General features: G+C 67.6%; 11 protein-coding genes. 6 read left to right on the top strand and 5 right to left on the bottom strand.

The window, feature by feature from the left end; genetic code table 11:
* Window positions 1-217 precede the first annotated feature (217 nt).
* The gene (locus DIE16_RS09060; protein ID WP_124892138.1) at window positions 218-1,858 is read right to left on the bottom strand and encodes a S8 family peptidase; all 1,641 of its coding nucleotides are present in this window, start codon (window positions 1,856-1,858) and stop codon (window positions 218-220) included.
* A gap of 418 nt (window positions 1,859-2,276) precedes the next feature.
* Between DIE16_RS09060 and DIE16_RS09055 the strand changes: the two genes are divergently transcribed.
* Window positions 2,277-3,173: a glutamate/aspartate ABC transporter substrate-binding protein gene (locus tag DIE16_RS09055; protein ID WP_124523952.1), complete on the top strand. Its 897-nt coding sequence runs from the start codon at window positions 2,277-2,279 to the stop codon at window positions 3,171-3,173.
* Between the two features lie 335 nt (window positions 3,174-3,508).
* Here DIE16_RS09055 and DIE16_RS36560 read toward each other — a convergent pair whose 3' ends face one another.
* Complete coding sequence (locus DIE16_RS36560; protein ID WP_185500441.1) at window positions 3,509-3,646, bottom strand: hypothetical protein; 138 nt, start codon at window positions 3,644-3,646, stop codon at window positions 3,509-3,511.
* On the opposite strand from DIE16_RS36560, the gene DIE16_RS09050 reads away from it, so the two are divergent.
* The 4 genes from DIE16_RS09050 (at window position 3,645) to DIE16_RS09035 (ending at window position 7,886) form a co-directional block, all read left to right on the top strand.
* Window positions 3,645-4,487: an ABC transporter substrate-binding protein gene (locus DIE16_RS09050; protein ID WP_124892137.1), complete on the top strand. Its 843-nt coding sequence runs from the start codon at window positions 3,645-3,647 to the stop codon at window positions 4,485-4,487. The two genes, DIE16_RS36560 and DIE16_RS09050, sit on opposite strands and share 2 nt — an antisense overlap.
* 72 nt (window positions 4,488-4,559) lie before the next feature.
* A complete protein-coding gene (locus DIE16_RS09045) occupies window positions 4,560-6,062 on the top strand; it encodes an amino acid ABC transporter permease/ATP-binding protein (protein ID WP_124484591.1) in 1,503 nt (500 codons plus the stop codon).
* Window positions 6,063-6,085: 23 nt separating this feature from the next.
* Window positions 6,086-7,429 (top strand): amidase family protein, encoded by a 1,344-nt coding sequence (locus DIE16_RS09040; RefSeq protein WP_124892136.1) that lies wholly within the window; start codon window positions 6,086-6,088, stop codon window positions 7,427-7,429.
* A gap of 61 nt (window positions 7,430-7,490) precedes the next feature.
* Entirely contained in the window at window positions 7,491-7,886 is a 396-nt protein-coding gene (locus tag DIE16_RS09035; protein WP_124892135.1) for an ectoine synthase, read from the top strand.
* A gap of 90 nt (window positions 7,887-7,976) precedes the next feature.
* On the opposite strand, the gene DIE16_RS09030 is transcribed toward DIE16_RS09035, so the two are convergent.
* Both DIE16_RS09030 and DIE16_RS09025 read right to left on the bottom strand, forming a co-directional pair.
* A complete protein-coding gene (locus DIE16_RS09030; protein WP_044843280.1) occupies window positions 7,977-8,651 on the bottom strand; it encodes a GntR family transcriptional regulator in 675 nt (224 codons plus the stop codon).
* 85 nt (window positions 8,652-8,736) lie between these two features.
* Window positions 8,737-9,597, bottom strand: coding sequence for a DUF1989 domain-containing protein (locus DIE16_RS09025; protein WP_124572173.1), 861 nt, complete (start codon window positions 9,595-9,597; stop codon window positions 8,737-8,739).
* A 460-nt stretch (window positions 9,598-10,057) separates the two neighbouring features.
* Between DIE16_RS09025 and DIE16_RS09020 the strand changes: the two genes are divergently transcribed.
* The gene (locus tag DIE16_RS09020) at window positions 10,058-11,305 is read left to right on the top strand and encodes a multidrug effflux MFS transporter (protein WP_124484594.1); all 1,248 of its coding nucleotides are present in this window, start codon (window positions 10,058-10,060) and stop codon (window positions 11,303-11,305) included.
* 34 nt (window positions 11,306-11,339) lie between these two features.
* On the opposite strand, the gene DIE16_RS09015 is transcribed toward DIE16_RS09020, so the two are convergent.
* Complete coding sequence (locus tag DIE16_RS09015; RefSeq protein ID WP_124523966.1) at window positions 11,340-12,032, bottom strand: hypothetical protein; 693 nt, start codon at window positions 12,030-12,032, stop codon at window positions 11,340-11,342.
* Between the last annotated feature and the right edge of the window lie 139 nt (window positions 12,033-12,171).

The following is a 12,171-nucleotide window of genomic DNA, read 5'->3' as shown; positions in this document are numbered from 1 at the left end:
TTGTTTTCCTCGCCTCCGTCCGTCTGCGCTGTCTACGCGCTGGCGCGGTGCGCGGCGGGGGTGCGCGGGGGGGGGGGGGGGGGGGGGGGGGGGGGGGCGCGCCCCCCCCCCCCCCCCCCCCCCCCCCCCCCCCCCCCCCCCCCCCCCCCCCCCCCCCCCCCCCCCCCCCCCCCCCCCCCCCCCCCCCCCGCGGCTGCATGCGTCGAGAACGGGCCGCTTACTGCGTGGCTGACGCGACCGCGGTTCCTGCATCGAGAATGCCCGAGCCTGCCGGCAACGCGGTGCATGGCGTACTGGCCGCCAGCTTCGCCGTGTGCGTGCCGCTTTTCAGCTTCTGCTGGATCTGCGTGGGCGTGAGGTTGCCGTTCACCGCGAGCATCAGCGCGGCGACGCCCGTCACCTGCGGCGTCGCGAGGCTCGTGCCGCTCGCCAGGCCGTAGGTGTCGCCATCCGGCGTCGTCGTGCCGCTGTTGGCCGTCGACAGGATGTTGACGCCCGGTGCGCTGAGCGTGATGTTGGTGCCGAAGTTGCTGAACGAGGCGCGGCGGCCGGCTGCATCGTTGGCACCGACGCTGATCACGCCGCTGCAGTTCGCGGGCTGGTCGAGGCCGGTCGACAGACCGTCGTTGCCGGCGGCGACGACGACGGTTACGCCCTTCGCGTTCACGTCGTCGATCGCCTGCTGGAACGTCTTGCTGCAGGCGCCGACGCCGCCGAGGCTGAGGTTGATGATTTTCGCCGGCGTCGGGTTGTTCGGCACCCCGGTGACGGGAATGCCGGCCGCCCAGCGCATTGCGTCGGCAATGTCGCTCGTCACGCCGCCGCATTTGCCGAGCACGCGCACCGGCAGAATCTTGCCGAGCCACGATACGCCGGCGATGCCGATGCCGTTGTTGGCGGTCGCGCCGATCACGCCCATCACGCGCGTGCCGTGCCAGCTGCTGGTGTTCGGTTCGCTTTCGCAGTGGTAGTACGGGCCGCTCGCGTTGTCGAGTTCCTGCTGCGTGACCCAGTCGCCCGGGTCGCTCGCGTCGGGGCCGCGCGACAGGCCGTTGTTGCTGGTGTTGACGCTGGTGATGAAGCTGTAGCCGGGCAGCAGGTTGCCGACGAGGTCGGGGTGCGGCCGATAGCCGGTGTCGAGCACGGCCGTCACGACGGTCGGCGAGCCTTTGGTCTGGTTCCACGCAGGCGGCAGATCGGCGCCGGCGGTCGGGTCGGACAGATACCACTGCTGGCCGTAGCTCGGGTCGCTCGGCGTGTCGCGGACCTTCATCGGATGATCCGGTTCAGCGTAGTCGACGTCGGCGTCGGCGCCGAAGGCCTCCGCGAGCGCCGCCGCGTCGGCGGCCGCGACGCGCTGGCCGAGCGACAGCACGGCCGCGCCGTTCGAGACCGTCCGCTCGACCTGCACGTTCAGCGGCGTCGCCGCGGCCGCATACGCACGCGCGGCGCCGGTTGCCGTCGGCGCCGTCCAGCGTGTCATCGAACGCTGGATCACCGCGTCGAGCCGCGTGCCGTCGTCGATGGCCGCTCGTGCGTTCGTGGCCGTCAGCGTCTTCAGCCTGACGATCAGGTGATCGACCGGCGGCTCGTCGGGCGTGGTCTGGGCGGCCATTTGCGTGGCGGCCTGCTGCGACGTACACGCGTTGCTGCCGGAATTGGTGGGCGGGGTCGTCGGAGCAGGCGCGGGGGCCGGGGTCGGGGCCGGTGCCGTGTTGGTCGGCGACGGGTTGCTGCCGTCGCCGCCGCCTCCGCCGCAGCCGGCGATCGGGAGCAGGGCGACGGCGGACAGCATGCCGGCGAGCATGCGCGCATGGGCCGAACGGGCCAGCGCGAAATTGAAACGTTTGGCTTTCATGTTGAAAGTCGATCCTCGGAGATAACCGTCGTGCCGGCGGTGGTGCCTGGTCTGGCCTAAGCCGGACCTTGATTTTTGTCGGGCGCGCGCGGGGTTCCTGCGACACGCCATGCATTGGGTAACGGCTGATGAGGCGGCTTTCTTGAATATGTTTTGTGTGAAAAAGATGCGACGCGCAAACGATTGCGTTGCTGGGTTGCAGCATGAACGCGCGTTTGGAACGGGTGATCTGTTCATGAGGTGCAAGATTGCAGGCGGTCGACCCGGCGAAACATGCGGCGCGGGCGCTTTTGCGCGGCACGGAAACGATTGCGCGCGGTGTGGCCTTGACGAAGGGCGCTTGACGCTTTCCCCGATGCGGTGCGAATTTTTCGGGCGTAGGATCGCGATTCGATCAAGGTTTCGTCAGGAGAAAAGCATGGATCACCGCTTCCGTTGGCTGGCTGTCGCGTTGTCCTGCGCGCTGGCGGGCGCCGCGCACGCGCAGGCGCTCACCGGCACGCTGAAGAAGATCAAGGACACGGGCGTCGTGTCGCTCGGCATCCGCGAATCGTCGGTGCCGTTCTCGTATTCGGACAACCAGCAGAAGAACATCGGTTACTCGCGCGACATCGCGGCGCGCATCATCGATGCGCTCAAGGCGGAGTTGAAGACGCCGAACCTGACGGTGAAGGAAATCCCGATCACGTCGCAGAACCGGATTCCGCTGCTGCAGAACGGCACGATCGACTTCGAGTGCGGCTCGACGACGAACACGCTGGAGCGGCAGAAGCAGGCCGCGTTCTCGAACAGCATCTTTCTGTACGGGATCCGTTTCAGCACGCGCAAGGATTCGGGCGTGAAGGACTTCCCGGACCTGGCCGGCAAGACGGTCGCGACGACGGCCGGCACCTCCGACGAGCGGCTGCTGCGCAAGCTCAACGAAGAGAAAGGGATGAACATGACGATCATCAGCGCGAAGGACCATGCCGAAGCGTTCATGAACGTCACGACCGGGCGCGCGGTCGCGTTCGTGATGGACGAGCCGCTGCTGTACGGCGAGATCGCGAAGGACCGCAATCCGGGCGCGTACACGGTGGCGGGCACGCCGCTCGTCCACGAGAACTACGCGTGCATGATGCGCAAGGACGATCCGGCGTTCAAGCACGTGGTCGACGGCGTGATCGCGAAGCTGCAGACCTCGGGCGCGGCCGAGAAGCTCTACGACCAGTGGTTCATGCAGCCGATTCCGCCGAAGGGTGTGAGCCTCAACTATCCGCTGTCGCCGGAGATGAAGCAGCTGTTCAGGAATCCGACGGATCAGGCACAGTACTGATCGAAACGTCGCAGTGGCGTGCGGGCCGACACGTTGCGTGCTCGGCCTGCACGATCGAATCCCCCGGCCTTCGGGTCGGCGTCGCGGCGCGCATCCCCGCAGCCGCAAGCGCGAGCCGGGCCCGTCGCGCCCGATGCTGAACCCCGTGTCCTGATCCTCCATCGCGTGCATCGCGTTTATGGCGCCGCACCTCGACGGCCCGCCGTCCGCGCGTCGTCCCGCCCGGTCTTTTCTCCCTTGCCTGAACACGTGCCCCGCACCGAAGCGGGGTTGGCGGATGCGCGCCCGACGCACGTCCGGCGACGCTGTTTGCCGTGTAAACCCGAATACAGATTTCAATTTGAACTGGTCAGAATCGGCCGAAATTGTTCAACAATTTTCGGCGAAAAATCCCGGGGAGCCGCGTGTGGCGGCGCCTGGGAGGCGTTGCGACGTTTCAGCGCGAGAGCCGAACAACCCAGGAGCTTCGCCATGTCTGCTCGTTTCCCGGTTCGACATTTCCTCCGCGGCGTGCTCGTGCCGCTGGCCTTCGCATGCTCGCTCGCGTCGGCGGCGCCGCTGCAGACGGTGCGGCCCGGCACGCTGCTGGTGGGCTCCGACCTCACGTATCCGCCATACGCGTACCTGGACGCCGGCAAGCCTGCGGGTTTCGATGCCGAGTTCTCACGGCTGCTGGCACGTCACCTGAAACTGGAGCCGGTATTTCTCGATACGCGCTTCCCGGACCTGATTCTCGGGATGAAGGCGCGCCGCTTCGACGTCGTCGCATCCGCGCTGTACGTGACGCCCGATCGCGTGAAGCAGGTCGATTTCGTGCCGTACCTGAAGACGGGCGCGTCGCTGCTAGTCGCGAAGGGCGGCGCGTTCCTGCCGAAGACGCCGCAGGACCTGTGCGGCAAGCGGGTCGGCTCGATCAAGGGCGCGTCGTGGACGCCGAAGCTGCGTGCGGTGTCGCAGGACACGTGCAAGGCGGCCGCGCGCGCCGAGATCGCGATCCTCGAGTTCCCGACGTCGCCGGAAGCGACGTCCGCGCTGCTGTCGAAGGCGGTCGATGTCCAGATCGAGGACGCGGCCGTCGCGCAGGAGATTCCGAAGCAGACGAACGGGCGCGTCGACATCAGTTCGACCACGCTGCTGTATCCGATCGTGATCGGCCTGGGCGTGACGAAGGGCGATAGCGGATTGCAGGGTGCGCTCGAGGGTGCGTTGAACGATGCGCGGCGCAGCGGCGAATACGGCAGCCTGGTGAAGAAGTACGGGTTGCAGGAGCCGACACCTTCCGACGTCGCCAACGCGCTCGGCGCGCCGAAGTAAGCGCGCGGCCAGTACGACCTGACCACCGCGCGCCGCGCGGCCGCATCACCATCCGCGGTTGAGGAGTCTTCGATGCAGTTCGATTGGCACTATGCGTTTCAGCTCTTGCGGGACCAGGATTTCTGGGGCGCCTGCGTTGTGGTCGTCGAACTCAGCGTCGCCGCCTGGCTGCTCGGCGTGTTGCTCGGCTTTCCGGTGGCGCTCGCGAGACAGTCGCACCAGCCGTTGCTGAAGCGGGCGGCGGCGCTCTACATCTGGTTCTTCCGCAGCCTGCCGCTGCTCGTGCTGCTGGTCTTCATCTACAACCTGCCGCAGGTCTTTCCGGCGACGAGCGCGGTGCTGTCCGATCCGTTCATGGCCGGCCTGATCGCGATGGTGCTGAGCGAGACCGCCTATTTCGCGGAAATCCATCGCGGCGGGATCCTGTCGGTGCCGCGCGGGCAGCTCGAGGCGGGCCGCGCGCTGGGTATCCGCTTCACCGGCATCCAGCGGATGATCGTGATGCCGCAGGCGATCCGCATTGCGCTGCCGGCGCTGGCGAACGAGTTCATCACGATCGTGAAGCTCACGTCGCTGGTGTCGGTGATTTCGCTGGCCGAGATCCTGCTCGTCGGCCAGCGGCTGTACACGCAGAATTTCCTGGTGTTCGAAACGATGCTGGCCGTGGCGTTCTACTACGTGCTGATCGTGACCGTGTTCAGCCGGCTGCTCGGTTATCTCGAGCGGTACCTCGACGTCAGCCGCCGTACGCCGGCCCAGGCCGGCCACGTCGATCTTGCGCTGCCGCCGTCGGCGCCGGCCGTCGCGCCGAGGCCGCGGGCGAACGCCGAATTCGCGCTGCGCCTGAAAGGCGTGCAGCAGCGCTACGGCCGCCATGAAGTGCTGAAGGACATTCATCTCGACGTCGTGCCCGGGCAGGTCGTGTCGATCATCGGGCCGTCCGGCTCCGGAAAGACGTCGCTGATTCGTACCGTCAACGGCCTCGCGCCGGTGAACGCGGGCGAGATCGACCTGTACGGAGAGCCGTTCATCCGCGCGTCGGGTCCGCATCCGCCGCGCGTGTCGCACGAGCGCATCCTCGACATCGGCATGGTGTTCCAGAGCTTCAACCTGTTCCCGCATCGCACCGCGCTGCAGAACGTGATGATGGCGCCGTGCTATCACCGGCAGGCCGATGCGGCGGCGATCCGGCTGCAGGCGCTGTCGCTGTTGTCGAAGGTCGGGATGCTCGAACATGCGAACAAGTATCCGCATCAGCTGTCGGGCGGCCAGCAGCAGCGCGTCGCCATTGCGCGCGCGCTCGCGACGCGGCCGTCGATCATGCTGTTCGACGAGCCGACGTCGGCCCTCGATCCGGAGCTCGTCGGCGAAGTGCTGAAGGTCGTCGAGACGCTGGCGAAAGAAGGGATGACGATGATCATCGTGACCCACGAGATGAATTTCGCGTTCAAGGTGTCCGACCGGATCGTGTTCATGGAGAACGGGCGCATCCTGTACGACGTGCCGCCGGACCGGATTCGCGGCAGCGCGGACGCGCGCGTGAAGGATTTTCTGAAGCACGTTCACTTCGCATGACAAATGACCAGATGGGAGCGGGAATGGATCCGACGGATTTCCGGCTGGGCAACGTGAACGAGCACGCGTGTGCGGAACGGGTGCGTGCGTGTCTTGCGCATGCCGACGCGCATCCCGGCGACATCGAAGCCGCGTGGCTCGCGCGGCGCGACGACGCGGCGGTCGCCGATGCACGTGCATGGGATGCGGCGCGGCGCGCCGGCGCGATCGATGCGCCGCTGGCCGGCGCCGTGCTGACGGTGAAGGCCTGCTTCGATTGCACCGGCTGGGTCACGCATGCCGGTTCGCGCGTGCTGGCCGACGAGCCGCCGGCGCGAATCGACGCGGCGCCGGTGTCGGCACTGCGTCGGGCCGGCGCGGTGCTGGTCGCGCAGACGGCGATGACCGAGTTCGCGTACGGCGCGCTCGGCGTGAACCGTGCGTACGGGACGCCGACGACGCCGCTCGATGCGCGGCGCGAGCGGGTGGCCGGCGGATCGAGTTCGGGCGCGGCGGTGTCGGTGGCGCTCGGTGCGGCCGACCTGTCGCTGGGTTCCGATACGAGCGGGTCGGCACGCATTCCGGCCGCATTCTGCGGCGTGACGGGATTCAAGCCGTCGCGCGGGCGCTATGCGAGCGACGGCATGCGGTTTCTGTCGACGAGCTTCGACGTGCCGGGCCTGCTGGCCGCGACGGTCGGGCTGTGCCGGCAGGCGGACGTTGCGCTGCACGGCCGCGAAGCGCGGCGGCGGCGACCGGCGGCGATCCGCGACCTGCAGTTCATCGTGCCCGAGGCGTTCGTCGCGGATGACGTCGACCCGGTCGTCGGACGCGCATTCGACGCGTGGCTGTCCCGACTGTCCGCGCACGGCGCACGGATCCGGCGCAAGCGGCTCGATTGCGTGGCCGAGGCCGGCGCGGTCGCCCGCGCGGGCGGCATCATCGCGGCAGAGGCGTTCATGCTTCATCGTGCGCGGCTGGCCGCGGCGGCGGACCGCTACGATCAGCTGGTCGGCCCGCGCATCGCTGCAGGCGAGCAGGTGCGGGCGCACGACTACGCCGCGGCGCTGCGGCGCCTGGCTGCACTGGCCGCCGCGTACCACGCCGAACTCGGCGACGCGGATGCGGTGCTGACGCCGACGGTGCCGATGCTGCCGCCGCGCGTGGCCGATCTGGCCGACGAAGCCGCATACCTCGCACAGAACGCGCGTGCGTTCCGGCTGACCGAATTCGCGAACCGGCTCGACCTGCCGAGCATCAGCGTGCCCGGCGACCTGCGCAACCGTCAGCCCGTCGGCTTGCTGATCACCGGGCATCGCGGCGAGGACGCGCGGCTGCTCGATGTCGCGGCAGCGGTGGAGAGCGCGCTGACCGCCGAATCCGCATGACGCATTTTCCGGCGGCAAGGATCGCCTTGCCATTTTTCATCTCAACTATTCAGAGGTACTTATGATCGTCGTGAGATCGACCGATATCGCCAATACCGAGCGCCATGCGCGCGGCCCGGGCTGGGACAGCAAGCGCATGATCGTCAAGCAGGACGGCGTCGGCTATTCCGTTCATGAGACGCGCGTGCACGAAGGCGCCGAACTGCATCTGCACTACAAGAACCACTTCGAGACCAACTACTGCGTGGCCGGAGAGGGGGAGGTCGTCGACACGGCGACCGGCAACGTGCACCGGATCACGCCCGGAACGATCTACGCGCTGAACCTGAACGATCCGCATGTCCTGCGCGCGACGCGTGGCGACCTGCATCTCGTGTGCGTGTTCAATCCGCCGCTGACGGGACTCGAGACGCATCGGGAAGACGGCAGTTACGCGCTGCCGACGGAGCAGGTCTGACTGCGCGAGCGGTCGGGCCGTTGCGTGCCTTTTCGTGCTGCCGTTGCTTGCCACGTCTTGAGGCAAGCAACGGCGGCGCGGCGTGCAGGGTCAGGCCGCCTCGCGATGGCTGCGCTTGATTGCCTCGACGAGCATCCGCTCGGAATCGTCGAGATAGCGCGCGAGCGCGGTGACGGCTTCGCTGCGGCGGTTCTGCGTGAGGAGGTCGTAGATCTGGTATTCGCGCTGGATCCAGTCGGGCGTTTGCACGCGTTTCTCGTCGGGATCCGCGGCGAAGACGAGCCGCAGCTGTGCGGAGATGGTCCGGAAGAACTCGTCGAGCAGCGCCGACTTCTGCAGCGCGACGATGTGCTGGTGAAAGCGCAGGCTGTGCGTGCCGACGGCCTGCCAGTTTTCCTTGTCGAGTTCGCGCTCGGCCGCGCGAATGGCGGCCTGCATCTTTTCGAGCAGCGCCGGCTGCGCGAGTTCGGCCGTGTTCAGCGCATGCAGTTCGAGCGTGCGGCGCGCGACGTAGAGATCGCGCACGTCCTGGCGATTCAGCGTGCGCACGACGACACCCTTGTGGCGCACGAACGTGACGAGCCCTTCGCGGCCGAGCTGATGCAGGACTTCGCGAAGCGAGTTGCGCGACGTGTCGTATTCGGCCGCGAGGTCCATCTCGATCAGCGCGGTGCCGGGCGGCAGCTTGCCGCTGATGATGTGTTCCCGCAGTTGATGGCTGATCCGGTCGGCGACCGACTGTCCTCTCGCTTTTTCGCTTGCCATTCCGTTCGTTCGCTCCTCTCCTGGTCGTGCGCCGCCGGCGTGGCCGGCCGGCGGCGTTTCGCCATTCTACGGGCTCCGGACCGCGTTACGCCGTCTTGTCGTGCTGCCAGTCGGCCTGCGGCGGCTGCATCCCGTGCTGGCCACGGTAGGGCGCGACGCTCGGCTGCGACCAGCCTTCGAGCAGGCTCGGGTCGAGCCGGTATACCTCGACGCCGAGCGGCCGGCACACGTCGATCGGGTCGCGTGCGTCGGGGCCCCACATCGGCACCGAAAGGTCGCCGCCCGGACACGTGGACATCGCGCACAGCACGTCGATTTCCGCGAAGAACTCGAGGTAATCGCCCGGCTGCGCGGGACAGGCCTTCATGAAGTACTTGTCGTCGTCGTTCAGGCCGGTGCACTGGAACACGTTGAGCACGTCGTGCACGTCGAATTCGGTCAGCCCGTACGGCGCGACCGCCCGCACGAGGTTCGAATGACAGTGGAAATGAAAATCCTCGCCGGTCAGCAGCTTGTTCACGTACGGGTCGCAGCGCGTGCCGAGCAGGTCGTGCACGCGGCCGCCGTCGCCGTCGACGCCATAGCCGGCGAGCGTGTCGTCGGTGATCGTGACCATCGGCCGCAGGTACGGCAGCGTCGACCAGAGCCGGTCGAACGTCGTCACGTGCGCGGCTTGCAGCTGACGTGTGCGCGACGCCCACATGCGCTCGCGCGGATTGTGCAGGTTCCAGATGTTGAAGTCGGCGACTTGCGGGCCTTCGAGCGTGACGATCCGGAACACGTGACCCGCCGGCACCGTCCACGCGAAGCCGCTGCGGATCGGCACGACGTGCGACGCGATCCGTTCGCGCGCGTCCTGGCGCTGGGCGATCGTGGAATAAAAGGCTTTGTCGACGTTCAGGACGGAACCCTTGGTGACCTGGTAGGCGGCGGGATAGTTCGACATGACGCGGTGCTCTCGGGGAAATTTGCAGATTCGGAGATCCGGCTGGAATCCGTTGTGGTGGCCGGTCAGGCGTCAATTTTCATGCTGGATTGTTCAACAATTCATTGGCGCTGCGAGGAGTATAGGGGGAACGCCGGGAGGTGTGTCAATCGGTGGAAAGTACGGAGTGGCGCGGCGAGCCGCGGATGCGCGCAGGCAGGCGAGTGGCGCCGCAAACAAAAAACGAAATATGGATCAAAACCGTGGCCGTGCCGGCCGCCGGACCGGCTCGCCATGATCGGCAAGCGGGGCGTGTAACGCGTTTCGAAACCTGACGCAATCCGCATTCAACCGCGCCCACGCCAGGGGATTCCTGTCGCGTTGCGCAACAACAGGCACAATATGCGCTTCGCCGCGCACCGTTGTTCGACTTCGAGCAGCACGGCGCGTGTTGCCGCCGTCCGAATCCTTCCCGGTTGTCATGAACGCCTCGCTCACTCCCGCGCGCGAATCGAACTCGCCGCGCTTCCTGCTGTTCCTGATTTGCCTGTTCGCCTCCGCCGGCCAGCTCGCGATCGACATCTACGTGCCTGCGCTGCCCGACATGGCGCGTTCGTTCGCGACCACGCCGCAGGCGATTCAGTCGAGCGTCTCCGGCTACATGGCCGCTTATGCGCTCGGCCAGCTGATCTTCGGTCCGGTTGCCGATGCATACGGGCGCAAGCGCGTGCTCGCGTTCGGGCTGGTCATCTACACGATCGGCTGCCTGCTGTCGCTCGGCGCGCCGAACCTGGAGACGTTCGTGCTGGCGCGCTGTCTGCAGGGCTTCGGGATCGCGACCACGAACCTGCTCGCGAAGGCGATCATCACCGACTCGTTCTCGGGCCAGGCGCTGATGCATGCGTTTACCTATATGTCGATCGCGTGGGGGCTCGCGCCGATCATCGCGCCGGTGATCGGCGCGCACCTGCAGGAATGGTTCGGCTGGCGCGCGTGCCTCGTGTTCCTGCTGGTGTATTCGCTGGTGATGTGGGCGCTGCTGTGGCGCTATCGCGAGACCTTGCCGAAGCCGGTCCATCTCGAGCCGCGCACGCTGATGGCGAACGCGGGCAAGGTGCTCGCGAGCCCGGTGTTCCAGAGCTGCTTTCTCGCGCAGGGGCTGTGCTACAGCATCCTGCTGGTGTTCAACATCGTCGGGCCGTTCATGGTGCAGACCACGCTGCACAAGCCGCCGACCTTCTTCGGCTATCTCGCGCTCGGGATCGGGCTGATGTATTTCCTCGGCGGGCTGTCGAACCGGATTCACGGGCGCGGGCTGCCGAGCGCCGAGCAGCGGTTGCGTATCGGCGCACGCGTGATGGCGGGCGCGGCGGTCGCGATGCTGGTGCTGGCGCTGACCGTCGGGCTGCGCGTATGGACGCTCGCGACGCCGGTGCTCGTGATGGGCTTCTGCGCGGGCGCGATGTATCCGACGCTGATGGCGAAGGGCAATTCGCTGTTTCCGCATATCGCGGGGCTGACGAGCGCGATCCTCGGGTGCGCGCTGCTGCTCGTGTCGTCCGCGATGATGGGGCTGGCCGGTTTCGTATCGATTCACGTGCTGACGCCGCTCGCGGTGTTCTTCGTCGCGCTGTCGTTCATCGTCGTGTGGATGGTGACGAAGCTGCTGCGCTACCTCACGCAGCAGCAGGCGGCGAGCGTGGCTTGCGGGAGCGGGGAAGCCGCGTAAGCCGCGTCGACGCGGGCGGCGGCACGCCCGCCGCTCACAGCGGGTGCGCCGCGCCCGCCTGCGCCAGCAGCGAAACCGCAACCGGATCAGGCATCCCGTTCGAGTCGATCGCGCCGGCCTTGGCCAGCGCGGCGAGGTCGCTGTCGACGCCCGGTTGGCCGACCACGAACGGTGTCGTCAGGAAGGCCGGCGCCGACAGCGTGACCGCATAGCGCTGCTGCAGATTCGTCACGACCGCCGATTGCGCGGCCTGCACCGTGTTCGGGCTGCCCATCACCTGCTGGAAGTGCGCATTCCCCTGGAAATTGCCGATCAGCCCGGCCGTGTTCGTGCCGAGCTGCGCGGCGAGATAGACGAGCATCAGCTCGGTCTCGGGCGTCGTGTTGAAGGTGCCGCCCGCGTAGGCGAGCGAATGCAGGCTCGTGCCGCTCGACGCGACGGTGATCACGCACGGCAGCACGGCGTTGACCGCCACGCGGTAGTTGCCGCCGCCGTCGGTCAGCGTCGTCGCCGAGCCTTGCGCGCAGCTGACCGTCACCGATGCGCTCGCGAGCGCGGAGCCCGTGGCGGCCGTGCCGGACAGCGCGACGGTTTGCGTGTTGGCGTTGTTGAAGCAGACGTCGACGCCGAAGCAGGCGTCGCCGTTGCAGCCGGCAAGCGTCGCGAGGGCCGCGGCGCACAGCGTGCCCAGCGCGGGGCGGAGGAAGCGCGGATGGCGAAGGTTCATGGTCGCGGGCGGATCGGAAGAGTGAGCGCGGCAGGGCAACCGGCGCGCGCCGACGCTTCGGCGCGCTGTTCGTATTCTAGGTCTCCGATCGCGGGGTTGCTGGCCCGTTTGTTCGCCGCGGCCTGCGGTGTGCGGCATG

Source organism: Burkholderia sp. Bp9090 (assembly GCF_003857985.1).
Lineage (GTDB): Bacteria > Pseudomonadota > Gammaproteobacteria > Burkholderiales > Burkholderiaceae > Burkholderia.
The sequence above is the reverse complement of the archived record's forward strand: the minus strand, read 5'-3'. Positions and strand labels throughout refer to the sequence as shown.